Annotated in this window: 28 protein-coding genes, 2 tRNA genes and 1 pseudogene; 14 read left to right on the top strand and 17 right to left on the bottom strand. The window is 69.7% G+C overall.

Annotation, left to right across the window (positions count from 1 at the left end; translation table 11 throughout):
• Positions 1–42 precede the first annotated feature (42 nt).
• Positions 43–2664 carry a valine--tRNA ligase gene (gene valS / locus KV102_RS12945; RefSeq protein WP_220346530.1) on the top strand — a complete coding sequence of 874 codons (2622 nt, stop codon included), beginning with the start codon at positions 43–45 and terminating at the stop codon, positions 2662–2664.
• Positions 2665–2675: 11 nt separating this feature from the next.
• Positions 2676–3113 carry a GNAT family N-acetyltransferase gene (locus KV102_RS12940; RefSeq protein WP_220344110.1) on the top strand — a complete coding sequence of 146 codons (438 nt, stop codon included), beginning with the start codon at positions 2676–2678 and terminating at the stop codon, positions 3111–3113.
• Between the two features lie 14 nt (positions 3114–3127).
• Here the strand turns inward: KV102_RS12940 and KV102_RS12935 are convergent, their stop codons facing one another.
• The 8 genes from KV102_RS12935 to KV102_RS12900 all read right to left on the bottom strand — a co-directional run bounded on the left by KV102_RS12935 (position 3128) and on the right by KV102_RS12900 (position 10444).
• Entirely contained in the window at positions 3128–4267 is a 1140-nt protein-coding gene (locus KV102_RS12935) for a trans-acting enoyl reductase family protein (RefSeq protein ID WP_220346529.1), read from the bottom strand.
• A gap of 37 nt (positions 4268–4304) precedes the next feature.
• Positions 4305–5579: an ATP-dependent Clp protease ATP-binding subunit ClpX gene (clpX, locus tag KV102_RS12930; protein WP_220346528.1), complete on the bottom strand. Its 1275-nt coding sequence runs from the start codon at positions 5577–5579 to the stop codon at positions 4305–4307.
• Positions 5580–5690: 111 nt separating this feature from the next.
• On the bottom strand, positions 5691–6326 hold the full coding sequence (locus KV102_RS12925) for an ATP-dependent Clp protease proteolytic subunit (protein ID WP_255559416.1): 636 nt from the start codon (positions 6324–6326) through the stop codon (positions 5691–5693).
• Positions 6327–6370: 44 nt separating this feature from the next.
• Positions 6371–6961, bottom strand: coding sequence for an ATP-dependent Clp protease proteolytic subunit (locus KV102_RS12920; RefSeq protein WP_220344707.1), 591 nt, complete (start codon positions 6959–6961; stop codon positions 6371–6373).
• Between the two features lie 143 nt (positions 6962–7104).
• Positions 7105–7578, bottom strand: a complete 474-nt coding sequence (locus KV102_RS12915; RefSeq protein ID WP_220344107.1) for an SRPBCC family protein — start codon at positions 7576–7578, stop codon at positions 7105–7107.
• Positions 7575–8810 (bottom strand): triacylglycerol lipase, encoded by a 1236-nt coding sequence (locus tag KV102_RS12910; RefSeq protein WP_220346527.1) that lies wholly within the window; start codon positions 8808–8810, stop codon positions 7575–7577. Before KV102_RS12910 ends, KV102_RS12915 begins: the two co-directional genes overlap by 4 nt.
• Positions 8811–8933: 123 nt before the next feature.
• The gene (tig, locus tag KV102_RS12905) at positions 8934–10307 is read right to left on the bottom strand and encodes a trigger factor (protein ID WP_220344105.1); all 1374 of its coding nucleotides are present in this window, start codon (positions 10305–10307) and stop codon (positions 8934–8936) included.
• A 63-nt stretch (positions 10308–10370) separates the two neighbouring features.
• Positions 10371–10444, bottom strand: a tRNA-Pro gene (locus tag KV102_RS12900).
• 181 nt (positions 10445–10625) lie between these two features.
• Between KV102_RS12900 and KV102_RS12895 the strand changes: the two genes are divergently transcribed.
• The 8 genes from KV102_RS12895 (at position 10626) to KV102_RS19610 (ending at position 17420) form a co-directional block, all read left to right on the top strand.
• A tRNA-Gly gene (locus tag KV102_RS12895) sits at positions 10626–10699 on the top strand.
• A 142-nt stretch (positions 10700–10841) separates the two neighbouring features.
• Entirely contained in the window at positions 10842–12362 is a 1521-nt protein-coding gene (locus tag KV102_RS12890) for a site-specific integrase (protein WP_220346526.1), read from the top strand.
• 290 nt (positions 12363–12652) lie between these two features.
• On the top strand, positions 12653–13000 hold the full coding sequence (locus tag KV102_RS12885) for a hypothetical protein (RefSeq protein WP_220346525.1): 348 nt from the start codon (positions 12653–12655) through the stop codon (positions 12998–13000).
• Positions 13001–13146: 146 nt separating this feature from the next.
• The gene (locus tag KV102_RS12880) at positions 13147–13365 is read left to right on the top strand and encodes a helix-turn-helix domain-containing protein (protein ID WP_220346524.1); all 219 of its coding nucleotides are present in this window, start codon (positions 13147–13149) and stop codon (positions 13363–13365) included.
• Positions 13362–13664 (top strand): hypothetical protein, encoded by a 303-nt coding sequence (locus KV102_RS12875; protein WP_139106564.1) that lies wholly within the window; start codon positions 13362–13364, stop codon positions 13662–13664. The genes KV102_RS12880 and KV102_RS12875 overlap by 4 nt, the downstream gene beginning before the upstream one ends.
• Before the next feature lie 160 nt (positions 13665–13824).
• Positions 13825–14091, top strand: a complete 267-nt coding sequence (locus KV102_RS12870; RefSeq protein ID WP_220346523.1) for a hypothetical protein — start codon at positions 13825–13827, stop codon at positions 14089–14091.
• Between the two features lie 1192 nt (positions 14092–15283).
• A complete protein-coding gene (locus tag KV102_RS12865; RefSeq protein WP_220346522.1) occupies positions 15284–15889 on the top strand; it encodes a potassium channel family protein in 606 nt (201 codons plus the stop codon).
• Positions 15890–16055: 166 nt separating this feature from the next.
• A complete protein-coding gene (locus tag KV102_RS19610) occupies positions 16056–17420 on the top strand; it encodes a pentapeptide repeat-containing protein (RefSeq protein ID WP_220346521.1) in 1365 nt (454 codons plus the stop codon).
• A 95-nt stretch (positions 17421–17515) separates the two neighbouring features.
• On the opposite strand, the gene KV102_RS12855 is transcribed toward KV102_RS19610, so the two are convergent.
• Positions 17516–17944, bottom strand: coding sequence for a DUF2510 domain-containing protein (locus KV102_RS12855; protein WP_220346520.1), 429 nt, complete (start codon positions 17942–17944; stop codon positions 17516–17518).
• 808 nt (positions 17945–18752) lie between these two features.
• Here KV102_RS12855 and KV102_RS12850 point away from each other — a divergent pair.
• On the top strand, positions 18753–18929 hold the full coding sequence (locus tag KV102_RS12850; protein ID WP_220344104.1) for a hypothetical protein: 177 nt from the start codon (positions 18753–18755) through the stop codon (positions 18927–18929).
• 21 nt (positions 18930–18950) lie between these two features.
• Here the strand turns inward: KV102_RS12850 and KV102_RS12845 are convergent, their stop codons facing one another.
• From KV102_RS12845 to KV102_RS12820, 6 genes are all read right to left on the bottom strand, one after another.
• Positions 18951–19820 carry a zinc finger domain-containing protein gene (locus KV102_RS12845; RefSeq protein WP_220346519.1) on the bottom strand — a complete coding sequence of 290 codons (870 nt, stop codon included), beginning with the start codon at positions 19818–19820 and terminating at the stop codon, positions 18951–18953.
• 3 nt (positions 19821–19823) lie between these two features.
• Positions 19824–20306 carry a ribose-5-phosphate isomerase gene (locus KV102_RS12840; RefSeq protein ID WP_220346518.1) on the bottom strand — a complete coding sequence of 161 codons (483 nt, stop codon included), beginning with the start codon at positions 20304–20306 and terminating at the stop codon, positions 19824–19826.
• 4 nt (positions 20307–20310) lie between these two features.
• The gene (locus KV102_RS12835; RefSeq protein WP_220346517.1) at positions 20311–21216 is read right to left on the bottom strand and encodes an alpha/beta hydrolase; all 906 of its coding nucleotides are present in this window, start codon (positions 21214–21216) and stop codon (positions 20311–20313) included.
• Between the two features lie 46 nt (positions 21217–21262).
• Positions 21263–21868 carry a DsbA family protein gene (locus tag KV102_RS12830; protein ID WP_220344100.1) on the bottom strand — a complete coding sequence of 202 codons (606 nt, stop codon included), beginning with the start codon at positions 21866–21868 and terminating at the stop codon, positions 21263–21265.
• A 77-nt stretch (positions 21869–21945) separates the two neighbouring features.
• Positions 21946–23085, bottom strand: coding sequence for a glutamate--cysteine ligase (locus tag KV102_RS12825; protein WP_220346516.1), 1140 nt, complete (start codon positions 23083–23085; stop codon positions 21946–21948).
• A gap of 24 nt (positions 23086–23109) precedes the next feature.
• Complete coding sequence (locus KV102_RS12820) at positions 23110–23547, bottom strand: DUF3224 domain-containing protein (protein ID WP_220346515.1); 438 nt, start codon at positions 23545–23547, stop codon at positions 23110–23112.
• Between the two features lie 66 nt (positions 23548–23613).
• On the opposite strand from KV102_RS12820, the gene KV102_RS19605 reads away from it, so the two are divergent.
• Entirely contained in the window at positions 23614–24420 is an 807-nt protein-coding gene (locus tag KV102_RS19605) for a helix-turn-helix domain-containing protein (RefSeq protein ID WP_220346514.1), read from the top strand.
• Positions 24421–24467: 47 nt separating this feature from the next.
• On the opposite strand, the gene KV102_RS12810 is transcribed toward KV102_RS19605, so the two are convergent.
• Together KV102_RS12810 and KV102_RS19755 are read right to left on the bottom strand one after the other, a co-directional pair.
• On the bottom strand, positions 24468–24701 hold the full coding sequence (locus KV102_RS12810; protein ID WP_308290329.1) for an SMR family transporter: 234 nt from the start codon (positions 24699–24701) through the stop codon (positions 24468–24470).
• A 134-nt stretch (positions 24702–24835) separates the two neighbouring features.
• A pseudogene (locus tag KV102_RS19755) lies at positions 24836–25324 on the bottom strand (FMN-dependent NADH-azoreductase); the annotation flags it as partial.
• Here KV102_RS19755 and KV102_RS12800 point away from each other — a divergent pair.
• The gene (locus tag KV102_RS12800) at positions 25318–25704 is read left to right on the top strand and encodes a TetR/AcrR family transcriptional regulator (RefSeq protein ID WP_220346513.1); all 387 of its coding nucleotides are present in this window, start codon (positions 25318–25320) and stop codon (positions 25702–25704) included. The pseudogene KV102_RS19755 and the gene KV102_RS12800 sit on opposite strands and share 7 nt — an antisense overlap.
• Before the next feature lie 24 nt (positions 25705–25728).
• Positions 25729–25857, top strand: a complete 129-nt coding sequence (locus KV102_RS19225) for a hypothetical protein (RefSeq protein ID WP_255560927.1) — start codon at positions 25729–25731, stop codon at positions 25855–25857.
• The last annotated feature ends 36 nt before the right edge of the window (positions 25858–25893 follow it).

Raw genomic sequence — 25893 nt, 5'->3', positions numbered from 1 at the left:
CCGGGTCACGGTCGAGGATCGCCGCACTCCTAGACTGGCGTCATGAGCAACGTGCCGGAGAAGCCTGCCCTGGAAGGGCTCGAGCAGAAGTGGTCCGCGCTGTGGCAAGAGCGTGGCACCTACGCGTTCGACCGCTCCAAGACGCGGGACCAGGTATACGCGATCGACACACCGCCGCCGACCGTCTCCGGGTCGCTGCACGTCGGCCACGTCTTCTCCTACACGCACGCCGATCTCATCGCCCGCTTCCAGCGCATGCGTGGCATGGAGGTCTTCTACCCGATGGGTTGGGACGACAACGGTCTGCCCACCGAGCGCCGCGTCCAGAACTACTTCGGTGTCCGCTGCGACCCCTCGCTGCCGTACGACGAGGACTTCACGCCGCCCGAGAAGCCCGACCCGAAGCGCCAGATCCCGGTGAGCAGAGAAAACTTCATCAAGCTCTGCGAGGAGCTCGTCGAGATCGACGAGAAGGCGTTCGAGGACGTCTGGCGCACCGTCGGCCTGTCGGTCGACTGGGAGCAGACCTACACGACGATCGGTGACACCTCGCGGACCGCGTCGCAGCGGGCCTTCCTCCGCAACCTCGCACGCGGGGAGGCCTACACCTCCGACGCCCCGACCCTGTGGGACGTCACCTTCCAGACGGCGGTGGCGCAGGCCGAGCTCGAGGCCCGCGACTACCCGGGGCACTACTACCGGGTCGGCTACACGCTCCCCGACGGCTCGAAGGTCCACGTCGAGACGACCCGGCCCGAGCTGACCCCGTCCGCGGTCGCGCTGATCGCCCACCCCGACGACGAGCGCTACCAGCACCTGTTCGGCACGACGGCGACCTCGCCGATCTTCGGCGTGGAGCTGCCGATCATCGCGGATGCCGCCGCCGATCCTGAGAAGGGCTCAGGCATCGTCCACTGCTGCACCTTCGGCGACCTGACCGACGTCCAGTGGTGGCGCGAGTACGACCTGCCGACGCGGACGGTCGTCGGTCGCGACGGCCGCATCCTCCGGGAGGTCCCGGGCTGGATCTCGTCGCACGACGGACGCCGGGCGTACGAACAGCTGGCCGGCAAGACCGTCTTCTCCGCGCGCGAGGCGCTCGTCGCCGCGCTGCGCGAGTCCGGCGACCTCGACGGCGAGCCCAAGCCGACGACCCGCATGGCGAACTTCTACGAGAAGGGCGACAAGCCCCTGGAGATCGTCTCGACGCGCCAGTGGTACCTCGCCAACGGCGGTCGGGAGCCGGAGCTGCGCGGTCAGCTCGTGGCGCGTGGCCACGACATCTCGTGGTCCCCGCCCTACATGCAGACGCGCTACACCAACTGGATCGACGGTCTCAACGGTGACTGGCTGCTCAGCAGGCAGCGCTTCTTCGGGGTGCCCATTCCCGTCTGGTACGCCCTCGACAACGAGGGTGAGCCCGACTACGAGAACCCGATCGTGCCGACCGAGGCCGACCTACCGGTCGACCCGCAGGCGCAGGCACCGAGAGGCTTCGATGAGTACCAGCGCGGCAAGCCGGGCGGGTTCGTCGGCGACCCGGACATCTTCGACACCTGGGCCACGTCGTCGCTCACCCCGCAGATCGCCTGCGGCTGGGAGCGCGACCAGGACCTGTTCGAGCGAACGTTCCCGATGGACCTCCGGCCCCAGGCGCACGACATCATCCGCACCTGGCTGTTCTCCAGCGTGGTGCGTGCCCACCTCGAGAACCACACCGCGCCGTGGTCGCACGCGCTGATCTCAGGCTTCGTGGTCGATCCCGACCGCAAGAAGATGTCCAAGTCCAAGGGCAACGTGGTCGTCCCGACCGACATCCTCGAGAAGTTCGGGGCCGACGCGGTGCGTTGGCGCGCCGCGGGCGCACGACCCGGTGCCGACTCGCCGTTCGACGAGGCCCAGATGAAGGTCGGGCGCCGCCTCGCGATGAAGGTGCTCAACGCGTCCAAGTTCGTGCTCGCCGCGCCCGAGGCGTACGGCCTGGGGGTCGACGCCTCCTTCCTCGAGCCGCACCGGGTGACCGAGCTCCTCGACCTCTCGATGCTGCGCCGGCTCCGCCAGGTCGCCATCGAGGCCACGGAGGCGTTCGAGGCCTACGACTACACGACGGCGCTCGAGGTGACGGAGCGGTTCTTCTGGGACTTCTGCGACGACTACCTGGAGCTCGTGAAGGACCGCGCCCGTGGCGAGGGCGCGGGCGCGGACTCGGCACGCTGTGCCTTCGCGATCGCCCTGTCGGTCCAGCTGCGCCTGCTCGCACCGTTCCTGCCCTACGTCACCGAAGAGGTCTGGTCGTGGTGGCAGGAGGGCTCGATCCACCGTGCTGAGTGGCCCGTGGCCGACATCGAGATCACGACCACTCCCCACGATCCTGCGCTGCTGGTGGCGGCCGGTCAGGTCCTCGCCGGCATCCGCGGCGCGAAGTCCACGGCGAAGGTCAGTCAGCGCACCGCTGTGACCGGACTGGTCGTGCGCGGCGCCGAGCAGCGCCTCGAGATCGTGAAGCGGGCCCTTCCCGACCTGCGTGCCGCCGGCAACGTCACCGGCGACGTCGAGTTCGTCGTCGACACCTCGCAGCAAGGTGACGAGATCGCGGTCGAGGCCGAGCTCGCGGACCCGGAGCCGAAGAAGCCCGCCGAGAGCGCGGCGAAGCCGAGCGAGTGAACGACCCGGCGATGCGGGACGCCGTCCCCGACGACGTCCCGCAGATCGTGGCCATGCTCGCCGACGACCCGCTCGGCGCGACCCGTGAGTCACCTGACGACCTCAGGCCCTACTACGAGGCGCTCACCGCGCTCACGGGCGACCCGAGCCAGCGCATCGTGGTCGCAGAGCGCGGCGGCGAGGTGGTGGGCACGCTCCAGCTCAGCTTCCTGCGCGGGCTGGGGCGGCGTGGAGCAACGCGAGCCCAGATCGAGGCCGTACGCGTTCGGCGGGACCTGCGCGGTGACGGGCTCGGGTCGACGATGATCCAGTGGGCCGTCGACGAGGCCCGTGCTGCGGGCTGCCACCTCGTGCAGCTCACGTCGGACGCCTCACGTGAGGGTGCACACCGCTTCTACGAGCGGCTCGGGTTCACGGCGAGCCACGTCGGGTTCAAGCTCACGCTCTGACGGGGCGCGACGTGTCAGAGCGTGTGGAAGTACGGCAGGCGCGCCATCAGCGCGTCCCCGGCCGCCACCGCCGTCGTGACCTGGCCGGCCGTCTCCGGCAGGTCGTTGTACGACAGCGCCAGCATCGTCTCGCCGAGCATGCGCGCGGTCTCGGTGTATCCGGGGTCGCCGCCGGCAGCCTCGGTGATCAGACGGGTGTCACCCGCCTGCGCCTCGAACCGGACCCGGAACCACGAGCGCGCACGTCGTGCCTCGCTGGGCCCCTCCCCCGAACCCTTCATCCCCAGCAGCGCCTTGCGGACGGGCGGGACCTGCACGCCGACAGCGAGCGCACCCAGCCCGAGCGTCGTGGCGACCGCCGTCGGCAGATGACGGAACTGCGCATAGTGCCCGTAGGAGAAGTCAGGTCCGTACGCGGGCAGGGCTCGAGCGGACCTCAAGACGACCTGCGGGTCGATGGTCGGCAGCGGGAGCGCCCACCCTCTGCCCGACGCTCCACGCCCGGGCCGCTCCGACAGAGAGTGCACCCTCCTACCCTCGGGACGTGGCTCGCGCCGGCGGCGTTCCTGCGCCGTCGACCGGCTCGTACGGACCGCGGCGAACCCGCCGAGTGCGGACTGGTAGGTCCCACCCGAGATCTCGCCCGAGGCCCGGACGTACCCCCGGATCGTGATCGGCACGCCCGTCGGGAGCTGCCTCACCGTGTAGAGCACGCCGATGTCGTGCGGCACCGAGTCGAAGCCGCAGGAGTGCACGAGACGCGCGCCCGTGCGTACGGCGGTTTCGTGGTGCTCCAGCCACATGCGGTCGACGAAGTCGGGCTCGCCGGTGAGGTCGCAGTAGGTGGTGCCGGCCTCCGCGCAGGCTGCGACGACAGGCCCGCCGTGGAGGGCGTACGGGCCGACCGTGGACGCCAGGACGGCGGTGGACTCCGCCAGCGCGCGGAGCGAGCGCGGATCGGTCACGTCGGCGACGACGACGTCAGGTGTCGCCCGACCGGTCGCGGCGATGCGACCAGCGACGGCGTCGAGCTTGGCACGGCTGCGTCCCGCGATCGCCCACGAGGCACCGTCTGGCGCGTGCGCGGCGAGGTAGTCGGCAGTGAGGCCGCCGGTGAACCCGGTGGCACCGAGCAAGGCGAAGTCGTATGTCACGCGGCGAGTCTAGGCTCACCGACGCGGGCGGTCCGACTCAGGAAGCCTTGTCGCGACGCTCTTCGTCGCGGTGCGGCACGAGCGTCGGGTTGACGTTGTCGAGGACCGTCTCCTTGGTGACGACGACCTTGGCGACGTCGTCACGGCTCGGGACGTCGTACATGACGTTGAGCAGGACCTCTTCGATGATCGCGCGCAGTCCTCGGGCACCGGTGCCGCGCAGCAGCGCGAGGTCGGCCATCGCGTCGATGGCGTCCTCGGTGAACTCCAGCTCGACGTGGTCGATCTCGAAGAGCTTGGCGTACTGCTTGGTCAGCGCGTTCTTGGGCTGGGTGAGGATCTCGACGAGGGCTTCCTTGTCGAGGTTCTCGACCGTCGCGATGACCGGCAGACGCCCGATGAACTCGGGGATCAGACCGAACTTGAGCAGGTCTTCGGGCATCAGCTGGTTGAACGACTGCCCGGTGACGCGCTCGGCGGCCGCCTCCTCGCGGTTGGGGTTGAAGCCGAGCGACATCTTGCCGTTGCGGCTCTCGATGATCTGCTCGATGCCGGCGAACGCGCCGCCCACGATGAAGAGGATGTTGGTGGTGTCGATCTGGATGAACTCCTGGTGCGGGTGCTTGCGCCCGCCCTGGGGCGGCACGGAGGCCGTCGTCCCCTCCAGGATCTTGAGCAGCGCCTGCTGCACGCCCTCGCCGGACACGTCACGCGTGATCGACGGGTTCTCGCTCTTGCGGGCGATCTTGTCGACCTCGTCGATGTAGATGATGCCGGTCTCGGCCTTCTTGACGTCGTAGTCAGCGGCCTGGATCAGCTTGAGGAGGATGTTCTCGACGTCCTCACCCACGTAGCCCGCCTCGGTGAGCGCGGTCGCGTCGGCGATCGCGAACGGGACGTTGAGCATCCGGGCGAGCGTCTGCGCGAGATAGGTCTTGCCGCAGCCGGTGGGACCCACGAGCAGGATGTTGGACTTGGCCAGCTCGACCACGTCCTCCTTGTGACGGCCGGCGGCGGCGCCGGCCTGCACCCGCTTGTAGTGGTTGTAGACCGCCACCGCGAGCGACTTCTTGGCCGGGTCCTGGCCGATGACGTACTGGTTGAGGAACTCGTAGATCTCGCGGGGCTTCGGGAGCTCGTCGAGCGAGACCTCGGACGTCTCCTGCAGCTCGTCCTCGATGATCTCGTTGGACAGCTCGATGCACTCGTCGCAGATGTAGACGCCCGGCCCGGCGATCAACTTCTTGACCTGCTTCTGACTCTTGCCGCAGAACGAGCACTTGAGCAGGTCACCGCCGTCGATGCGTGCCACCGCTTCCTCACCCTTCGTCGTGCGGGGCTGTGTCCCCCGCCGCTGCTTCTTCGACCGTACCCTGTGCCGGGCCGACGTGTGGCCGACCCGGCGTCGGGCGTGTCAGTTCTGTCAGACCGCCGGAGTCTTGAGCGTCTCCAGGATCTGGTCGACGAGGCCGTACTCGACGGCCTGGTCGGCGGTGAGGATCTTGTCGCGCTCGACGTCGCGGCTGACCTCGTCCTTCGGCTTGCCCGAGGCCTCGGAGATCATCGTCTCCAGCAGGTCGCGCATGCGCAGGATCTCGTTGGCGGTGATCTCCAGGTCGGAGCTCTGACCGTAGGTGCCCTCGGTGTAGGGCTGGTGGATCAGGATCCGGCTGTTGGGCAGTGCGAGGCGCTTGCCCGGGGTGCCGGCCGCCAGCAGGACAGCCGCGGCGGAGGCCGCCTGCCCGAGGCACACCGTCTGCACGTCGGGCTTGAGGTAGCGCATCGTGTCGTAGATGGCCGTGAGCGCCGTGAACGAGCCGCCGGGCGAGTTGATGTAGAGCGAGATGTCGCGATCGGGGTCCATCGACTGCAGGCACAGCAGCTGTGCCATCACCGCGTTGGCGACGTCGTCGGAGATCGGCGTGCCGAGGAAGATGATGCGGTCCTCGAACAGCTTGGCGTACGGGTCGATGCGGCGGAAGCCGTACGACGTCCGCTCCTCCCACTGAGGGATGTAGTAGTTCATCGAGGGGGCGAACTGCTGGTGGGGCATGGTCATGCCGGCTCCTGGGGTCGGGCCGCTGATCGGGAGGACGGAGGCGGTCACGACGCCTCACCCCGTGTCACGTCGTTCACGCGGGCGATCACGTGGTCGATGAACCCGTAGTCCTTCGCCTGCTCGGCGGTGAACCACCGATCGCGATCGGAGTCGCGCTCGATGGTCTCGAGCGTCTGGCCCGTGTGGGTGGCCTGGAGCTGGTTGAGCTGCAGCTTGAGGAGCAGGCTCTGCTCGGCCTGGATGCGGATGTCGGAGGCCGAGCCGCCGAGACCGCCGGACGGCTGGTGCATCATGATCCGCGCGTGCGGGAGCGCATAGCGCTTGCCTGGAGCGCCGGCGGCGAGGAGGAACTGCCCCATCGAGGCGGCGAGCCCCATGCCCACGGTCACGACGTCGTTGGAGATGAACTGCATGGTGTCGTAGATCGCCATGCCGGAGTCGACGGAGCCGCCGGGCGAGTTGATGTAGAGCCGGATGTCGGTCTTGGGATCCTCCGCGTTGAGCAGCAGCATCTGCGCGCAGATCGCGTTGGCGTTCTGGTCGCGCACCTCCGACCCGAGGAAGATGATGCGCTCCTTGAGGAGGCGCTGGTAGATGTGGCCGTCGAGATCGTTCGGGCCGACCTCGCCAGCCATGCGCGGTGTCATCTCTGTGTTCACGCCCTCGACCCTAGCGGGGCCGGGAGACGAACCCGAGGGGAACCCGGCCGATTTCGCTACGGGCGCACAACCCGACCCGCCGCGACCCTGGACGTGGTCGCGGGACGGAGGTGAGGCATTCACGGACGACGCTCGACCGCAGCCTTGATCCGATCCAGCGTCGCTTCCATGTCACGCTCGAGCTGGGAGCCGTAGGCGGCGTCCCCGCCGAGGAACCGCTTGATCAGTGCGCGCGAGACCGGCGTCGTGCCCTGCGGCGCCTCACGGCGCTCGACGAGACGGGTGCGGCCCTCGCCGAGGTCCTCGAGGTGGTAGGACCACACCGTGCCGTTGACCGGCACCGAGAACGCGATCGCCCGCTGCGGGTCGTACCTCACGACGGTGGAGGTGGTGGGCCACACCCTCCACCCGTACTTGTTGATGTTGAGCGTGCGGGTGCCCTTCCCGATCCGCCCGCGCACGATCATCCGCCGGGTCTGCGGGCTCCACTCCGGCATCCGCCGGAGGTCGGAGACGACCTCCCACACGGCGCGCGGCGGCGCGTCGACGTCGGTGCTGACCTCGAGGAGGTACGGGTCGGGGGCGACGTTCATGGTCGTCCTTCCTGGGTGGGGGTGGAGTGCGGGTGGTCTGAGCCGGTGACGAGCGCGGGAGGGCGGCCGTTGACCCACCCGACGAGCCGCTCGGCGATGCGGGGATGGTTGAGAAGGCCGAGGTGGCCGCCGGGGACGCGGGAGGCCGACGCGTGAGCCACCACGACGGCGCCGTCGCGCCCTGCTCCGGCCGCCGAGCGACCGCTGACGATCAGGTCGGCCGCCGCGGCGACGAAGTGGTAGGTCGCATGCGGCAACGGTGCCACGGCGAGCCGGCCGTCGCCCCAACGGGCGGTGAGGTCCTGCCCGTGCCACTCGTCGCGGGTGACGTAGCCGTGGCGGAGGTCAACGATCCCGGCCGACCGGGCGCCGAGGACGGTGGCGAACGGGAGGCTCTCGGGGACGGCGCTCAGGACCCGCGAGCCCGCGTGCGCGGCGCGTTCCATCGCGGCGCCGAGGTGCGGTGTGCCGAGGCAGACGACCGTGGCGACGATCTCGGTCCACGCTGCTCTGCCCGCGACCCCGTGGGCCGTCGCGGACCGGACCACGAGACCACCCATCGAGTGCCCCACGAGATGGAGCCGGGTGACCGGAACCGGCCACGCGGCGACGAGGTCGGCGAGCAGGTCAGACAGCTCGGCGCCGTTGTCGGAGACGTGGCGGCCGGTGTTGTAACGCAGGCGGACGGGGGTCGCGGCCGTCTGCTCGTGCAGGGTGTCGTCGTACGTCCGTCCGTGCCGCTGCGCCCGGAAGTCCCAGGAGTCGTCGTTCTCCCCGAGCCCGTGGACCAGCACGACGACCTCGCCGGTGGCGGCCGGGTAGGCACGGGCGAAGCCGGCCCCATCGGGCACGACGTCGGCGCCATCGCTGCGGAGCACCATCGGCAGCGCGTACGGGTCCTTCCCGTCGGCGAGCCGGTCACCGACGAGGGCGTTGACGGCAGAGCGCAGCAGCCGCGTGCGCGGCGTGCTCTCGACCGACCGGCCGACTCCTCGGTCGGCGAGGTGCCGCAGCCCGCGGCTGGCCCCACGGAGCCCGCCGGAGACACCCGCGTAGGCCACCGAGGCCACGGCGTCGTGGGCCACCTTGGGGACGTGACCGCCCCACCACCTGCCGAACACGCGGCGCGCGACGGCGTCGTGGACCTCGCGGACGCACCGGACCACCACGTCGTCGGCGTAGCCGAAGGCGACCGCGGCGGTGTGCGCGGTGCGGGGAGCGGTGGACGTCACGCCTCACATACTCGCGGTATCCGACCGCTCGCCGCTACCCCGCCCCTGGACGGTCAGCCCGAACACGGCGACGGCCCCTCCCCGCAGCGCGGGAAGGGGCCGTCGTACGGTCCAGGACCGACGTCAGCTCTCGTCGGAGTCCTCGGCCGCGGCTGAGTCCTCGTCGTCGGCGAAGCTGCCGTCGCCGCGGAGCTTGGCGAGGTCGATGACGTTGCCCGACTCGTCCTTGACGGTGGCGTTCTCGACGACCGCCGCGAGCGCCTTGCCGCGCACGACCTCGGCGACGAGCTCGGGGATGTGGTTGTGCTCGACCATGTGCTGCATGAACGACTGCGGGTCCTCGCCCGACTGCTGGGCGCGACGCAGCATGTGCTCGGTGAGCTCGTCCTGCTCGATGCCGATCTCGGAGTCGGCGGCGACCTGGTCGAGGAGGAACTGTGCAACGAGCGAGTCGCGGACGCGCTTGTCGAGATCGGCCTCGAACTCGTCGGCGGTCTGCTCCTCGGACTCGAGGTAGGCGTCCATCGTCATGCCGGCGTAGGCGAGCTGCTGCTCGATCTGCTGGCGACGGCTGGCGATCTCGGCCTCGACGACCGAGTCGGGGACCGGGACGTCCAGCTTCTCGAGCGCGGCCTCGAGCACCGCGTCGCGGGCATCGGCGGCCTGCTCGATGCGCTTGCCGCGCGTGAGCTTCTCGCGGATGTCAGCACGCAGCTCGTCGACGGTGTCGAACTCCGACGCCGTCTGGGCGAAGTCGTCGTCGAGCTCGGGAAGCTCCTGCTCCTTGACGGTCGTCACGGTGACCTCGACGTCGACGTCCTCGCCCTTGAGATCGCCACCGGCGAGCTGGGTCTGGAACGTCGTGCTCTCGCCGGCGGACATGCCGGTCACGGCGTCGTCGAGCCCGTCGAGCATCGAGTCCTTGCCGACCTGGTAGACGATCCCGCTGGCCTGCGCGACGTCGAGCTTCTCGCCGTCCTTGCTGGCGGAGAGGTCGATCGTGACGAAGTCGCCGTCGGCGGCCGGGCGGTCGACCTCGGTCAGCGTGGCGAAGCGCTCACGCAGCGCCTGCACCTGCTCGTCGACGTCGGAGTCGTCGACCGAGACGTCGGGCACGGTGACCTCGACGTCGCTCAGGTCGGGCGTCTCGAACTCGGGGCGCACGTCCACCTCGACGGTGAACTCGACGAGCTCGCCGTCCTCGAGGCGGCTCACGTCGACCTCAGGCTGTCCGAGGGGCTGGATCTCGGCCTCCGCGACGGCCTGCGAGTAGATCCCCGGAAGGGCGTCGTTGATCGCCTGGTCGAGGATGGTGCCCCGTCCCACGCGCTGGTCGACGACCTTCGTGGGGACCTTGCCCCGACGGAAGCCGGGGACCGAGATCTGCGACCCGATCGTCTTGTAGGCCTTGTCGAGGCTCGGCTTGAGCTCCTCGAACGGGACCTCGATGGTCAGCTTGACCCGGGTCGGGCTCACTGTCTCCTGGGCACTCTTCACGAGTACGTTCTCCTTGGTCGTCGTGCAGGACAGTCGCCGGATGTGGCGACACGTCGTCGGCTGTCGGGATGACAGGATTTGAACCTGCGACCCTCCGCTCCCAAAGCGGATGCGCTACCAAGCTGCGCTACATCCCGGTACGCACCGTTCCAGCGGTGCGGGCGCCCGCTCCACTGTAGTGGACGAACACCTCGCACCCAGAACTGCGGGCACACGCGACGCCCGCGAGGATCGGTGCCACCGGGTCGCGAGAGTGCGGCAGGGGTGTGGCATCATGGTCGCGGTCGGCCGCACGGCTCAGCGCCCCGAAGTCGACACGCGGACGTAGCTCAATGGTAGAGCCTCAGTCTTCCAAACTGATTACGCGGGTTCGATTCCCGTCGTCCGCTCCACGACCATCACCGCTGGTCAGCAGGTGTTTCTCGCACCGGTTGACGTTAGGACGGCGGCGCGGTCTTGGGCAGTTCGTGCCCAACCGTGCCCAATCGCGCCCGGCTACGGCCGCCGCGACGGATCCGTAAGGACACCGAGCCGATGCCTACCCACGACACCAGCACCTCCCCCGTCACCACCTCGATGACGTCCCCTGAGCCGCACCTGGGCGAGCCGCCGGCCAGCCCGCCGCGAGCGTCGGAGCCGCGCGCGCGGCCGCGGCCCCGCCGTCGGCCGGGCAAGCGCGCCCACGGCTCGATCCGCCGCACCGGGTCTGGACGGTTCCAGGTCCGCTACACCGACCCCACGAGCGGCAAGCGGCGCAACGCTCCGCAGACGTTCGAGACCCGCGCCGAGGCCCAAGACTGGCTGGCGGGCAACCGGACCGACATCGTGCGTGGCGCGTGGCGCAGCCCGGAGGCCGGCGCCGAGTTGTTGGGCGACTACCTGGCCGCGTGGCTGGCCTCGCGAGTCGACCTCGCGCCCCGCACGGTCGACCTGTACGAGCAGGTGGCCGCGCGGTGGCTTCACCGGCCGCTGGTAGGGCCGAGGACCTGGCGGGGCGCTCTGCCGATCACGATCGCCCACGTCGAGCTGCGCCACGTGAGCACGACGCTGGTGCGCGACTGGTATGCGGCCGCGGTGCACACCGCGAGAGCTGAGGCCGCGGAGCGAGCGGCACGCGGCAACGCGCGCCGTCGTCAGCGCTCGGTTCACGCTGCACGGGCGTGGGCGCGCGAACGCGGGTTGGACGTCGCCCCTACGGGGCGCCTGAGTCCGGCTGTGCTGGCCGCGTGGCGAGCCGACGGCAGCCCGGAGCCGGACGGCGCCGAGGAGTCGTTGCAGGCCCTCCACGCGCGGTCTGCGGTCCCGACTCCGGTGACGCAGGCGTACCGGCTGCTGCGAACCGTCATGCAGGCGGCTGTACGTGAAGGTCAGGTGATCGCCAACCCGTGCCAGATCCCTCGTGCGGGCGTGCACCGAGCTCCCGAGCGTGTCCCGGCGACAGCCGAACAGGTGGCAAGGATCGCGGCTGCGATGCCTGAGCGGTATGCCGCGGCCGTGCACCTGGCGGCATGGTCGGGGTTGCGCGCGGGCGAGCTGTTCGCCCTCGCTCGTCGCCACGTCGACCTTGAGACCGGCCGAGTGCGGGTGGAGCGTGCGGTGCTGGAGCTGCGAGGGCGCCCGTCGGGGTTCGGGCCCCCCAAGACCGATGCGTCGCTGCGGACGGTGACGTTGCCGCCTCACGTCACGGCGATCCTTCGGGCGCACGTCGAGGCCTACACCGCGCCCGGTTCTGACGCGCTGCTGTTCACGACCGAGGCGGGACGGATCTTGTCGACGCCGCAGCGCACTGTGATGTTTCGCAGGGCTTGCGCCGTGGTCGGGCGCGACGATCTGCGCTGGCACGACCTGCGCCACACCGGGGCGACGATGGCTGCCCATGCGGGAGCAAGCATCCGCGAGATCCAGGCACGGCTCGGTCACTCCACCGTCGCCGCGGCGATGATCTACCAGCACGCCACCGATGAGCGCGACCGCGCACTGGCCGAGCGGATGACGGCGTTGGCGCAGGCGGCGGGTGCCGAGAACGTGCACGCGTTGCCCCTGCGTCGGGCTTGACGGCGACCTGCTCGCGAGCGGCCGAGGGTCGCGCCGGGCGGTCTGTGGCATCGACGCGCGAACAGGCGGCGTCTGCGGTCTAGACGAACTACACCGGTGGAACTAGGGTGACCAGTATGTGCACGGCAGTCGTATTTGGGGCGTTCGTCCCTGTTGCTGTGCCATCGGCTCCCCGCTCGCATCGGAGGGCGCGGGTGGGCCCGGACCCGGGCGCGGTTCATGCGCGAGCTGGTCGCGTGCAGGCTCTCCAACGCGAGCAGCGCAGGCGGCGACAGGCTGCCCGGTCCCTCATGCCCGATCAGCTTGAGACCGACGATGACGTGGCAGCGTGGAACGCGGCAGCCGCCGCGCACGACGTCCTGAACCGCCGCGTGCCGTGGCTTCGCGCACTTGTGCGCCGGCTCGCCGCCGCCAACCCGGCTCTGGTGTCCCGGCTGGTGCTGGCGCGACTGCTGGAGATTTCGCATCTCGAGCAGGCCCTCGCGGCCGAGCGCACCCGGGCAGGCGTGGCGCTGGCCGCCGAACGATTGCGTCCACCGAGCACGGTCGATGCCGTCGCGCCCACTGGTCCACGCGCCCCGCCACATGGCTGGTCGGTCGTGGTGGCCTGGGCTGACCAGCTCAGCCCCCGTTCCTAACCGGGGGCGGACAAAGCAAAATCCGTGCCGCACGGCGCGGCAGCCACGACCCGCCGACATTCATGCTCGGTCCCGTCTACCCAAGCGCGGCTAGTGTCGTGCGGCGACGACGCGGGCCGCGCCGTGCGGCTCGGTGGAGGTAAGTCATGTCTGAGACCTATCGTCCGGTCGCGCCTGAGCCGGTGCGCAACGTCGACCCGCTGCTGACCGTGCCTGAGGCCGCGGTCTACCTGAGGGTGTCGGTGGCCTTCGTTCGTCGCCGCATCCGTCAGGGCGTGATCCCGGTAGTCCGCGTGGGATCCCGAAATCAGCGAGTGCAACGCTCGGCGCTCGACCGGTACCTGCAAGAGGCGGCCGACCAGTGAGCGCGACGACTCCCCAGCAGGTCACGGCGTGGCTCGACGTGCACGCGCGTGCCAACATCGAGCCCATCGACCCCGTGCCTCCCGGCGCCGTCGTCACGCTGGATCTGGTCAACCTCACGCGCGACGACCACTGGCTGCGCGTACGGCTGCTGCGTGTACTGCGCCGAGCGCGGGTCGTCTACGTCAATAGCGGAAGCCCGAGTGTCCGCAGGAACGTGGTCGAGCTGCTGCGCGCCGCTGGCGTACCCGAGGTGGGCTCGGGTACATCCCTGCCGCGCCTCTCTGCCGATGGGCGTTAGCTTGGTGTCGGCCGCGGTCACACATGCCTACCCGATCCTCGGCCGAAACCACGCCGCACGCGCCGCACTGGCGGTCATGTGCATGCGAGCACAGGATCGCGACCATCCCCCGCGCTGGTTCGGGGGACACAAGTTCTTGGCTGTCGCACTTGGACACAGCGTGAGCACGAGCACCGGGGCACGACGCGACGACCACCGCAGCGTCACCCGCGATATCCGGCTCTTGCACGAGCTGGGGTATCTGGTGCGCGACCGCATGCCACCGTCCGACCGCGGTCGGACGGTGGGCGCCACGTACATGGTGGTGGTGCGGGCGGAGGACGAGGAGCATGTCCGCGAGCACCTGCGCGATGTCAAGGACACCGACCGGCTCATCGAGTTCGAGGCAGCACTAGAGCAGCGCACCGCCCGGTTGGCCCGACAGTGAGCGTCGGGGGTGGCCCCGGCAGTAAGAGTCGGGGTCACCAGCCACTAAGCGTGGCGTCTGACCGGACGTTAGGTGTCGGGGTGACCCGGCGGAGAGCGTCGGCCCCTATAAGAGAGGAGGTAGTAAGGAGACAGTGGAGGAGAAAAGAAGGACATACATGGTGGGCGTTACTACTTACGTTGAGTACGCGCGCGCGATGGCCGATCGCCCGACGCATCGCGAGGTGAACGAGAGCGAGCTACCGCCCCCCGACCCAAGGTGACAGAGTTTTTTTTGACAACCGGCTGACCTGGAAGCCCCGCACCTTCCCGATTTTCCCCCGGCGACCTGTCAATTTCTGGACCGTCTGGACCGTCTGGACGGTATAGCGCTGCAAACCTGCGAACGACCCTGTCGGTGCCGCAGTAGCCGAAATGCGGCCGTCATGGGGAAAAGGAACAGGTATTCCGGCGGCCGCGCGCGAATCGTTCGACTCTTGACCGATGCCGCCACAGCGTGGCCGGACGGGCCAGGCCTCCCACCGCAGACGGGCGACCGTGGCAGCCGAGTGCCGCGCTGCGGGATGTGCCGGGCGCACTACTCGCGCGCTATGGCCGCCTCAGCGCTATGCGGACCGAACAGGACAGCCGGCGCTGCCAGCACGCCCACCAGAGCGCCATGCGATGAAATATCACCGACTGACGATGTCGTTCGCAACCTCAATCGGGCCACCCTCCGCCTCGATTCGGCGCACGTCAATGAACAGCATGCGGGATCATTCGTCACATGAAACCAGCGCCGTATCACTCCGCTCCGGATCCGCCGGACCGGTCGGTGTGGCAGCGAGTCCGGAACGAGTCGTGGCCGCTGAAGGACCGCGACGGCAACGGCCACGCACGCGGCGTCAAGAACCGGGCTCCCGTTCCCGTGATGGTCTGGTTGGACTTTGACCGGGACGGCGTGTGCTGGCTCCCAGCTCGGGCCATGCGGTGGCACCGTTCGCACGTGTGCGTGACCTTGACGGACGACAGGCTGCCGACGCCGTATGTGTGGCTGGACGCCGGCGACGTACAGCGGCTGTGACTTGGGCGCTGCCGCGTTGCCGAATCGGGAGACTGTGGCCCGCCCGCCTCGGTACCGTCGCCGGATGGCAGAGAGAGCCGTGGTGGGCGAGTCGCGCGTAGAGCGGTGGGAGAAGCGCTCGGAGTGGCCCATGTTGCTGCTGGCCGTCGCCTTCATCGTCGCGTACGCCTGGCCGGTGCTGGACGAGAACCTGGACCAAAGTTGGCAGACGTTTCTAGTCGGGGTGTCGTGGACCGTGTGGCTCGCGTTCGCTGTCGACTTTGCGATCCGCCTAGCGCTGTCGACAGACCGGGGCCGCTACGCCTTGCACCACTGGTACGACGTCGCCCTGGTGGTGCTGCCGCTGTTGCGTCCACTCCGGCTGCTGCGACTGCTGGCCCTGGTGCGCGTTCTGGACCGGTCTGCCTCCAACTCGTTCACGGGCAGGGTGCTGGTGTACATCGCGGGCGCAACGGTGCTGGTGGTGGCGCTCGGTGGGATCGCTGTGCTGGACGCCGAGCAGGAGGCCAGCGACGCGAACATCACCAGCCTCGGGGACGCGTTGTGGTGGGCGGTCACAACCGCGACAACCGTCGGATACGGCGACCACTTCCCGGTCACGTTAGAGGGCCGTCTGGTGGCGGTGGTGCTGATGGTGTTCGGGATCGGCCTGGTGGGCGCGGTGACGGCATCGGTGGCTTCGTGGATGCTGACCCGGACGGCAGCAGACCGCAAGAATGAGGATTCCGAGAGATGAGTGATGGTCCTTGGCCAGGCCACGGACCCGCCCGGCTTACAACGATGGGACGATGATGGTGAAGGACCAGCGCGTGCGTCGGCAACACGCGCCTGTGAGTAGCCGCGTGTCCTCACCCGTCACCCGTGTCCGGTAGTCGGCGCAAGGGTATCCGACCGATAGCCGGGTGACCGCCGAACCGTGCTTGGTAGCCGAGTCGGCACGTGCGCCGAGGGGTGGTGATGGGACAACTGACCCATCACCACCCCTCCTGCAATTCCAGAGCGAAACCGCGTTACGTCGACTCGGCGCACCTTGGGGCTGCAAGACTCTCCCCATGGAGCGCTTGTGGGCTGGGCTGAGGCGATGCTTCAGGTCCCAGGCGGCGAAGATCGCAATCGGGATCATCGTGGCGATCCTCGCCGTGCTGACACTTTGGATACTCCCGCCCGAGCTGGTCGATGTGAGCGGCGGCAAGGACCTAAAAGGGAAGGACCGTGTCGATGCTGTCGCCAACGAACGCCGCACCGTCCTTGCCGCGCTCGCTGGTCTCGCCGCCGCAGTGGGCCTCGTCTACACCGCGTTGAAACACCAGCTGGACCGCGACAGCAACGTCACCGAGCGCTACACCCGCGCCATCGAGCAACTCGGCCACGACAGCATCGCGATCCGCCTCGGCGGCCTCTACTCCCTCGACCGCATCGCAGCCGACTCCGAACGCGACCGCGACACGATCCTCGAAGTGATGGCCGCCTTCATCCGCAACCAAAGCAAGAGGACAGAGCCTGAGAACCCACCCGATACTGACGTCGCAACGACGCTCGCCCTGCTCACGGGCAAAGCGAGCTGGATCACGGCAGGTAAGACACGGATACCGTTGGACCTAACCGACGCCAACCTCACCCGTGCCAACCTCACCCGTGCCAACCTCACCCGTGCCATCCTCACCGGCGCAGACCTCACCGCCGCCAACCTCGGCGGCGCAGACCTCACCGGCGTCCACCTCGATTTCACCAACTTCACCGGCGCCCGCCTCGACGGCGCCAACCTCGACGGCGCCAACCTCACCGGCGCCAACCTCGCCCTCGCCCACCTCGACGGCGCCCACCTCACCGGCGCCGACCTTCACGGCGCCAACCTCGGCGGCGCCGACCTCACCCTCGCCCGCCTCAACGGCTCCCACCTCGGCGGCGCCGACCTCACCCTCGCCCGCCTCGGCGGCGCCGACCTCACCGACGCCGACCTCGCAGACGCCAACCTCAACGGCGCCGACCTCACCCGCGCCAACCTCGCCCGCGCCATCCTCGACGGCGCCGACCTCACCTGCGCCGTCGATCCAGACGACCCGCACGACACCACCGACAGCGCCAACCTCACCCTCGCCGACCTAAGGGGCGCTGATCTCACCGACGCCCACCTTGCAGGCGCCAACCTCACCGGCGCCAACCTCACCGGTGTGATCGGTTTGGGCAGCGTGACCGGTTGTAAGAGTGTCATCGGGCTGGAGAGCGCCACCGGGCTGCCGCCAGGCTTCCCGGCGCCAAGTGCATGATCTTTCCCCTGAGATGGACTCGGCTCGATCGGGGTGGGCCTGGCGGCATCGCTGATCCGAGAGGCCGAGGCGATGACGATGGCGGCCGACACGCTTCAGTCGACCGGCATCAGACAGTACGTCTGGTGGGCGAGTTCGGTCTCCTTGGTCATGTAAAAGTCCGACGACGCACCGGCGACAGATTCACACTCGTTCGGGTTGTCGACTTGGTCCCCGACCCTGAAGTCTGCGCGGGGGTCGTCACACTGCACGGTCGTCATGTGGCTCGTCGCACTGGTCGGCTGATCGTTCATGACGCACTCGTCGGTGCTAGAACTCGGCGTGGACTCCACGAACTGATTGATAACGCCCGAGACCGCGGCGAGCCCGAGCACCGACGCCAGGATCAAGGCGAAAATGTTCGGTCGGCGCTTCCGCGGCGCCGGTGGCGGGAGGGCGCGGGCGTAGTCCGTCCAACTTCCGCCGTCCCAATACCGTTGCCCGGCCGGGCTCTGCGGGTCTGGATACCAACCCGGGTCCGCCATGTCGGGAGCGTAGGCCGGGTCGGGTGTCGGATGTGGCGGTTTGTCCGGCGACCTGGTCGTGGCTCCAGGTGTGGCGAACAGGCCGCCGGGCGCTTGCACTGGACGATTAAGGCCGTGCCCAATCGTGCCCAATCGTCGGGCACGAGCAGCCCTCAGGGAGACCCAGCAGGCTCAACGAGTCCCCTCCGCCTGGTAGCATCGTCGCAGGTCAGAGCCTAGAACTTGCGACCTGACCTGCATGGACTGCAAACGCGGGCACGGAATCTTCCAAACTGATTACGCGGGTTCGATTCCCGTCGTCCGCTCTCAGTACGAAACCGCTGGTCAGGGCCACTTTTCGGTCGGCCCCTGACGGTCATCCAGCGGCGCGTCTGAGGCACTCCGTGCCCTACGTGCCCTAACGACCGCAGGAGCAGCGCCATGAGCATCCCGACTGATGATCCCCGCGTCTTCGTCCTCGTTTCGGCAGACGACAGTTTTCTGTCGTCCTTCATGCCGTCGGGTGACGGCGACGTCGTCTCACCACACCCGCTTCCGTGACCACGAAGGGCGCGTCAGACTGCGGCTCAACCGGATATCCCGCGCTCACACTGAACGAAACTCTTGGCCCGTGATGTCCGTATTGACACTGTTAACCCCGATGTCACCGCGGGCTAACCGGTCGGAATCCTCGGCCGTCTAACGTGACGAGCGTCGGTCGGTGATCACGCATCACCAGGACGACGCAGCACGCGGCGCCTGGCCGGTCTGGGCAGGGTAGGCGGACCAGGCGCCGCGTCCGAGTCTCGACAATCCTCTGGAGGAATCGATGAGACCGCTCAGCTTCGCCTGGCATGTCGCGACCTCCGGGCTCGCGCGGTTCGCGTCCACCGACGTGGCGTGCGCCAACGCGCTGGGGTCCGCCAACGAGCTCGCCGCCGTCCGCCGTGAGCGCGAGGAGATCAGCGCGCTGCTCGCCGCCCGCGCCCTTCCCGACGTCAGCTGACCGACACCACGCTGTGACGGATCAGAGGCGGACGGGGGTGCGCCGTCGGCTCCTTGGCTGACACCGCGGACACCAGAAGAGGTTTCGGCCCGCCACCACCTCGGTGCGCACCGGCGTACCGCACACCAGGCACGGCAGGTGGGTGCGCCGGTAGACGTAGACCTCGCCGCCGTGGTCGTCCTTGCGCGGTGGCCGGCCCATCGCCTCCGGCTCGTGCTCGGGCCGGACCGTGTCGATGCGGTTGTGGACGACGCCGTACGCCATCAGCTTCACGAGGTCGCCCCACACCGCGTCCCACTCTGCTCGTCGCAGGAACCGCCCCTCCATGAAGGGGTCGAGGTTGTGCCGGAACAAGACCTCCGCCCGGTAGACGTTGCCGACCCCGGCCAGCACCGACTGGTCCATCAGGAGCGCGGCGATCGAGACCCGCGAGCGGGCGATCCGCCGCCACGCGGCGGACGGGTCGGCGTCGTCGCGCAGCGGATCGGGTCCCAGCCTGGCGACGTACGCAGCCTTCTCGTCCGGCGTGAGCAGCGTGCAGACCGTGGCACCTCGCAGGTCCGCCCACGCCCGCACCGACTCGAGCCGCCAGCGGACCTGTCCGACGACCGGCCGGGCCGAGACATCACCGACCGCCCCAGGCTCGGGTAGCCCGTCGTGGATCGTCAGCCCGCCGATGAGTCCGAGGTGGACCCGGACCTCGTCCTCCAGCCCGGCGAACCGGACGAAGAGCTGCTTGCCGTAGGCCTCGGCGCGTTCCATCACACGTTGCCCGATCCGGGCAGCGCCGTCGGCGAAGCGTCCCTGCGGGCTCGACGACCACGTCGTGTCGCCGGCGAAGGTCGCGTCGAGGTCCAGCGCGAGGCGGTGGAGAGTGTGGCCCTCGGGCACCCCTCAGAAGTCCTCGCGCCGGTCCGCGACGTCGGTGCCGCGTGACTGCTCGTAGGCGGTCAGCAGCGACACGCGCCGCGCGTGACGCTCCTCGCCGCTGAACGGCGTCGCGAGGAACGTCTCGACCAGGGCCACGGCATCCTCCGTCGAGTGCATCCGCGCGCCGACGGCGACGACGTTGGCGTTGTTGTGCTGGCGGGCGAGCCGCGCGGTCTCCGGTGACCAGGCCAGCGCGGCGCGGATCCCGTCGACCTTGTTGGCGGCGATCTGCTCACCGTTGCCCGAGCCACCGATCACGACACCCAGGCTGCCCTGGTCGTCGACCACGGCCTCCCCCGTCGCGAGGCAGAAGGGCGGGTAGTCGTCCTCCGCGTCGTACGTGGACGGGCCATGGTCCACCACGTCGTGGCCCTGTCGGCTCAGATGGTCGACGAGGTGGTTCTTGAGCTCGAATCCGGCGTGGTCGCAACCGATGTGAACGCGCATGCGGTCAGTCTCTCAGCGAGGCGGCGAGGTCGCGCAGCGTCCCCGCCACCAGCCGTACGGCCGAGCGTGACGCGTCGAACTCCCAGGGGCGTCGCCAGAAGCCGTGGGTCATGCCCAGTGCCCGCCAGGCCACGGTCGAGACGCCCGCGTCGGCGAGCCGTGCCGCGTACGCCTCGCCCTCGTCCCGCAGCAGGTCGTGCTCGGCGGTGATCACGAGCGCCGGCGGGAGGCCGCTCACGTCGACGGCCCGCAGCGGCGACACCTCAGGCTCGGCCCTGACCTGCGCCGACGGGACGTACTGGTCCCAGTACCAGTCGATGTCGGCGGCCACGAACCCGTTCTCCGCGACGCTCTCTGTGCGGCGCGACTCCGTGTCGGCGAGCGCGTCCAGCACCGGGTAGACGAGGACCTGGTACGCCAGCGCACCCGGGTCGCGCACGCAGAGCCCGGCGATCAGGTTCGCGCCGGAGGAGTCTCCGATCCCGGCCACGAGCGTCGTGTCCACCTCGAGCTCGTCACCGTGGGCGCGCAGCCACGTCAGTGCCGTGGCGACGTCGTCGAGCGGAGCGGGATACGGGTGCTCCGGCGCGAGCCGGTAGCCGACCGCCAGCAGCGACCACCCGGTCGCGTTCGCGAGGTAGCGGCAGAACGCGTCGTGGGTGTCGAGGTCGTGGAAGACCCAGCCGCCGCCGTGCACGTAGAGGAGGACCGGAGTGTCCTCCTCGGGGCGGTAGAGGCGCACATGCACCCCGTCCGCGTCGAGGTCGGCGACGTGGGCGACGTCGATCCGGATGGTCTCGGCGAGCGCGGCCTCACGGTCGGCGAGGCGTTCGGCCGCGAGGTCGCGGACGCCGGCGCCAGCGTCCACGTCGGCATCCGCGACCTCGGTTCGTGCCTGTGGATAGAGCATGTCGCGACCCTAGCCACTCGGCACGCGATCCACCGTGTGGTGACGGTCAGTCGAAGATCGGCTCCCGCGTACGGGTCCGCTTGAGCTCGAAGAACCCGTCGGTGCCCGCGACCAGGAGACAGCCGTCCCACAGCCTGCCGGCAGCCTCGCCCTTGGGAGCCGGCGAGACGACCGGGCCGAAGAAGGCGACGCCGTCGATGGCGACCACCGGGGTGCCGACATCCTCGCCGACCAGGGTGATGCCGCGCTCGTGGGACGCACGGAGCGCCTCGTCGTACTCCTCGGAGTCGGCCGCCTCGATCAGGTCGGCCTCGAGCCCGACCTCCTCGAGCGCCTCGGCGAGCACGGTGCGGTCGAGCGTGCGGCCGCCGGGGTGAACGCGGGTGCCGATCGCGGTGTACAGATCGCGCAGGACGTCGTCGCCGTGCTTGTGTGCGGCCGCGACGGGGACGCGGACCCCGGCCCAGCCACGGGCGAGCATGTCGCGGTACTGCTCGGGAAGGTCGTCGTTGCCCTCGTTGAGGACCGACAGGCTCATCACGTGGAAGCGGACCTCCACGTCACGGACCTTCTCGACCTCCAGCAACCAGCGCGATGTCATCCAGGCCCACGGGCACAGCGGATCGAACCACATGTCGACGGTCTTGGACATGCTCACCTCTCGGTCGGGGAGCCCGAGTCGTGGATCGCTTCGGGCACAGGCGCAGAAGGATGATCCCCTGCACCACGTCACAACACCGGGCAACCGGCGTACATTTCCTCGACCAACGAGAACACCACCGGTTGAAGGTCTCCCCCATGACGGCCCGCGATCTCGCGCTGCCGCTGGTAGGAGGCACCGACGCGCAGGATCGTCTCCACGTCAGCCAGCTCCTCGGTGCAGCCCAGCCGCTCGGCGGCGGGCGCGAGCACCTCCAGGAGCCGGCGTACGTCGGTGGTCACCAGGTCCTCGTCACCCTTCGCGTTCAGGATCAGGATGGCGTCCATCCCGTAGCGCGCGGAGCGCCACTTGTTCTCCTGGAGGAACCACTGCGGCAGGTCGGGCAGCTCGCGGCCGGCGTCGAGCTCCGCGGAGAAGTGCTCGACGAGGCACTGGGTGAGCGCGGCGATCGCGAGCAGCTCGGTGAGCGTGGGAGTGCCATCGCAGATACGCACCTCGAGGGTGCCGAACCGCGGGGAGGGTCGGATGTCCCACCGCACCTCGCCGAACTCGTCGATGACGCCGGTGTGCAGCATGTCGTCGGTGTAGCGCTCGAGGTCCTCCCACTCCTCGAGCCGGAAGGGCAACCCCGCCGTGGGGAGCTGCTGGAACATCAGCGCGCGGTTCGACGCGTACCCGGTGTCCTTCCCTCCCCAGAACGGGGACGACGCCGACAGCGCCTGGAGGTGACCGAAGTAGGCGAGCACCGCCCGCATCAGCGGCAGCACCTTGGCCCGGTCCTCGATGCCGACGTGCACGTGGACGCCGTAGATGAGCATCTGGCGCCCCCACCACTGCGTACGGTCGATGAGCGTGTTGTAACGCTCCTTGTCGGTGACCTTCTGGTGGTCCCACTGCGCGAACGGATGGGTGCCCGCGCACATCAGCTCGACGCGCAGCGGCCCGGTGACCGCCCGCACCTCCTCGATGCTGCGCTGGAGGTCGCGCCCGGCGTCGCCGATCCGCTGGTGCACACCGGAGACGACCTCGACGGTGTTGAGGAGGAGCTCCTGGTGGACGTGCGGGTGCGGCGCACCGCCGGGGCCGGCGAGGCCCTCGAGCACGGTCCGGGCCACCTGACGGAGGTCACCCGTATCCGCGTCGACGAGTGCGAGCTCCCACTCGATGCCGACGGTGGAGCGCCGAGACTGCGCGAAGGGCAGGACCATGTCTCCATCCTGCCAAGCGCCCCCTCAGAGCGTGTATCGCAGGGTGAACCTGTATCCCGTCTCGCTGTGGCCCTCCACCTCCGGGACGCCCGTGCCGCGAAGGGTCTGGAGGCCGCCCGTCCCCATGCCCTCGACCACCTCGACCGCGTCGACGACGGACTCCGCCTCGTGCGATCCCCGGTGCAGCATGACGCAGGTTCCCTCGTGGCCCCCGATCGATCCGGTGAAGCGCTCGAGCGCCACGACGGGTGCGGGCCCCTCCTTGTAGGTCATCAGGTAGTGGACGACGCCCTCCCCCTCGAGATCACCGCTGTAGGCGTACCGGACGGTCGCGCGGGTGATGCCGCGATCGGGGTAGTAGGTGCCGTTCCGCTCGCTGCCGGTCCCGTCGATGTCCTCGACCACGGACTCCTCCCAGCCCGCCACCGTGAACATCGCTTCTGCTGTCTTCTCGTCGCTCATGCCTCGAGACTAGGACCGACGACGCGGCCGGGTCTTGAAGGAACGCGACAGGTCTAGGCTGAGGCGGTGAGCGCTGGACCGTCCGACGAGCCACGGGGCTATCCCGCGGCGATCGTGGGGCGCGCCGATCCCATCGCCGTCCGCCGGATCGAGCCCTCTGCCGACAGCCCGGGTGTCGACTACCTGTGGCGGGTGCGCTGGGATGTCGCCGAGCCGTACGACCAACGGGTCGTGCCGCAGCCACGACTCCACCTGGCGGCCGAGCAGGGCCGCCTGCTGGTCCACGGCGTCACCCGACGACCGTTCTTCCGCCACCTCGTCGGCCGCGGTCACGTGCTCGGCGCGTCCTTCCGGCCGGGAGGCTTCCACGGCTACCTGCGCGCGTCCGTCGGTGCGCTGACCGACGTCGTACGACCCGCCGGCGACGTGCTCGGTGTCGACGACCGCCCGCCCGCCGCCCGCATCCTCGACGCCGAGGCCTCCGACGACGCGATGGTGGCCGCACTGACGGACTACCTCCGGGCGGTGGGGTACGAGTCCGAGCCCCGGGCGGCCGAGATCGGACAGCTGGTCGCGCTCGCCGAGCACGACCGGAGCCTCGTGCGCGCCGATGCTCTCGCCGACGCCGGCGGCGTGAGCCTCCGGACGCTGCAGCGCGAGTTCGCGACGTACGTCGGCATCGGCCCGAAGTGGGTGCTCCAGCGGTTCCGCCTGCTCGACGCGGCGGCCGCGGCGCGCAGCGGCACCGTGGTCGACTGGGGCGCGCTCGCCTCGGAGCTCGGGTTCAGCGACCAGGCGCACCTCGTGCGGCGCTTCACCGACGTCGTCGGCACCCCGCCGGCGACGTACGCCCGCGAGGTGACCGAGGGCTGAGCGCCCGTGTCACACGGTGACGCGGGCGGCCACGACCCCGGCGACGATCAAGGCCAGAGCGGCGATACGCCCCGGCGAGACCGGTCGCCGTGGACGACGACGCCGAGCGAGACGGCGCCGACGGCCCCGATGCCGGTGAACACCGCGTACGCCGTCCCGACCGGCACGGTCTGCATCGCGCGAGCCAGCAGGTAGACCGCGCTCGCGCCGAGCAGGACACAGACGACGGTCGGGCCCAGCCGTGTGAAGCCGTCGGTCGGCTTGATGCTCTGGCTCCACACGATCTCGGCGAGCGCTGCCGCTCGCGAGGCTCGGTGCGTGCCAGAAGGTCGCTCAGCAACGGGTCGACGAGCGCGTTCACCCGCTCGGTCGTCAGGAACCGGACGTCGTCGATGCCGAAGTGGCCCGCGATGAAGTCCCGCAGGTAGCTCTCCTGATACTCGTACGGGGCGCGGGGTGCCCCTTCGGCGTACGAGCCGCCACGCGCTCCGACGACGACGAAGCTCGTCCCGGTCAGTGACATGCGTGGGAACGTCACCTGGTCGATCCAGGCCTTCAGTGCGGCGGGGATCCCGAAGTTGTACATCGGCGCCCCGACCAGGACGACGTCGGCCTCGAGCAGCTCGTTGAGCAAGGGCTCGGCGATCGCCCAGGCCTCGCGCTCTGCGGGCGTGCGCACCGCGCTCGGGTAGTGGACGGGGTCGGTGATCTGCTCGGTGAGGATGGTGTCACAGATGCTCGTCCAGGCCTCCCCGATCACCGGGACGGGCTGACGTGCGAGGTCGCGGTAGACGTAGTCGCCGTCCGGACGAGCCTCTCGCCATCGTGCGGCGAAACGTGCGCCGAGCTCGCGCGTGTGCGACTGGGTGCGGGCGCTGGAGTCGAGATGGAGCAGGCGTGGCATGGTGGCCCGACACTCGCCTGGACGCCGCAGCACGGCTGTACGCCGAGCGAGGCGCCGCGCACGTGACGATGAACGACATCGCACGCGCGGCAGGGGTGGGCCGCGGCACGCTCTACCGCCGCTATCCCGACCGTGCCTCCATCGCCACCGCCCTGCTGGACGAGCACGAGCGCAGGCTGCAGGAGGCGCTCCTCTCCGGGCCGCCACCGCTCGGGCCCGGGGCCCCGCCCGCCGATCGGCTCGCCGCGTTCTACGACGCGATGACGCAGTTCCTCGAGGACCACGCCCCTCTCGCGCTCGGCGCCGAGGTCGGACGCTCACGGTTCATCGTCGGCGCGTACGGCTTCTGGAGAGTGCACGTGCGCATGCTCGTGGCGTAGGCGGGCGCCGCGGATCCGGACGCCATGGTCGAGCCGCTGCTGGCACCGCTCGCTCCGGAGGTGTTCGTGCGGCAGCGCGAGCTCGGCCTCTCGGTCGAGCGCATCGCCGCGGGCCTCGGTGTCCTGGCGCACGGCGTGCTCGGCCATCCCTGAGCCATGCCGTCGTCCGCCCCGCAACGGCGAGCCACC

Source organism: Mumia sp. zg.B53, assembly GCF_019550935.1.
Classification (GTDB): domain Bacteria; phylum Actinomycetota; class Actinomycetes; order Propionibacteriales; family Nocardioidaceae; genus Mumia.
Note: the sequence above shows the minus strand (reverse complement) of the source record. Positions and strands in the feature narration are given on the sequence as shown.

Excerpts from the sequence above, each read along its gene's own strand:
- valS (WP_220346530.1), top strand. The coding sequence starts at position 43 with ATGAGCAACGTGCCGGAGAAGCCTGCCCTGGAAGGGCTCGAGCAGAAG.
- KV102_RS12940 (WP_220344110.1), top strand. The coding sequence starts at position 2,676 with ATGCGGGACGCCGTCCCCGACGACGTCCCGCAGATCGTGGCCATGCTC.
- KV102_RS12925 (WP_255559416.1), bottom strand. The coding sequence starts at position 6,326 with ATGACCATGCCCCACCAGCAGTTCGCCCCCTCGATGAACTACTACATC.
- KV102_RS12920 (WP_220344707.1), bottom strand. The coding sequence starts at position 6,961 with ATGGCTGGCGAGGTCGGCCCGAACGATCTCGACGGCCACATCTACCAG.
- KV102_RS12915 (WP_220344107.1), bottom strand. The coding sequence starts at position 7,578 with ATGAACGTCGCCCCCGACCCGTACCTCCTCGAGGTCAGCACCGACGTC.
- KV102_RS12890 (WP_220346526.1), top strand. The coding sequence starts at position 10,842 with ATGCCTACCCACGACACCAGCACCTCCCCCGTCACCACCTCGATGACG.
- KV102_RS12885 (WP_220346525.1), top strand. The coding sequence starts at position 12,653 with ATGCCCGATCAGCTTGAGACCGACGATGACGTGGCAGCGTGGAACGCG.
- KV102_RS12880 (WP_220346524.1), top strand. The coding sequence starts at position 13,147 with ATGTCTGAGACCTATCGTCCGGTCGCGCCTGAGCCGGTGCGCAACGTC.
- KV102_RS12865 (WP_220346522.1), top strand. The coding sequence starts at position 15,284 with ATGTTGCTGCTGGCCGTCGCCTTCATCGTCGCGTACGCCTGGCCGGTG.
- KV102_RS12855 (WP_220346520.1), bottom strand. The coding sequence starts at position 17,944 with ATGGCGGACCCGGGTTGGTATCCAGACCCGCAGAGCCCGGCCGGGCAA.
- KV102_RS12850 (WP_220344104.1), top strand. The coding sequence starts at position 18,753 with ATGAGACCGCTCAGCTTCGCCTGGCATGTCGCGACCTCCGGGCTCGCG.
- KV102_RS12840 (WP_220346518.1), bottom strand. The coding sequence starts at position 20,306 with ATGCGCGTTCACATCGGTTGCGACCACGCCGGATTCGAGCTCAAGAAC.
- KV102_RS12835 (WP_220346517.1), bottom strand. The coding sequence starts at position 21,216 with ATGCTCTATCCACAGGCACGAACCGAGGTCGCGGATGCCGACGTGGAC.
- KV102_RS12830 (WP_220344100.1), bottom strand. The coding sequence starts at position 21,868 with ATGTCCAAGACCGTCGACATGTGGTTCGATCCGCTGTGCCCGTGGGCC.
- KV102_RS12825 (WP_220346516.1), bottom strand. The coding sequence starts at position 23,085 with ATGGTCCTGCCCTTCGCGCAGTCTCGGCGCTCCACCGTCGGCATCGAG.
- KV102_RS12820 (WP_220346515.1), bottom strand. The coding sequence starts at position 23,547 with ATGAGCGACGAGAAGACAGCAGAAGCGATGTTCACGGTGGCGGGCTGG.
- KV102_RS19225 (WP_255560927.1), top strand. The coding sequence starts at position 25,729 with ATGGTCGAGCCGCTGCTGGCACCGCTCGCTCCGGAGGTGTTCGTGCGG.